At 48.5% G+C, this 433-nt stretch carries 1 pseudogene; it reads right to left on the bottom strand.

Going from position 1 to position 433, the window contains the following annotated elements:
- Positions 1-433: pseudogene (carB, locus tag IV512_RS19780) on the bottom strand (carbamoyl phosphate synthase large subunit); the annotation flags it as partial.

Genomic DNA, 433 nt, shown 5'->3' with positions numbered 1-433 from the left:
CTTCATGCGCTTGTTTGCCTTCAGTGGTATTGACCACAATCGCAATCTCACCGTTTTTGATGGCATCGACGATATGTGGGCGACCCTCGGTGACTTTGTTGATGCGCTCACAGGCGATACCGGCTTCGGTCAAGATTTTTTGGGTGCCTGAGGTTGCCACAAGTTTAAAGCCATAGTCGGCAAATTGTTTTGCCACTGGTACCAGATTGGCTTTGTCGCTTTCACGCACCGATAAGAACACTTTTTTAACTTCATTGTCCACTGGCAAACCGGGCAATCTATCATTACTGCCGATGATGGCTTTGTAGTAAGCCTCACCAAAGGTCTGACCCACGCCCATGACTTCACCCGTTGATTTCATCTCAGGGCTTAAGATGGGGTCAACGCCTGGGAATTTGGCAAAAGGGAAGACCGCTTCTTTGACCGCAAAAAA

Source organism: Pseudozobellia sp. WGM2 (assembly GCF_017810075.1).
Lineage (GTDB): Bacteria > Bacteroidota > Bacteroidia > Flavobacteriales > Flavobacteriaceae > JADNYK01.
Note: the sequence above shows the minus strand (reverse complement) of the source record. Positions and strands in the feature narration are given on the sequence as shown.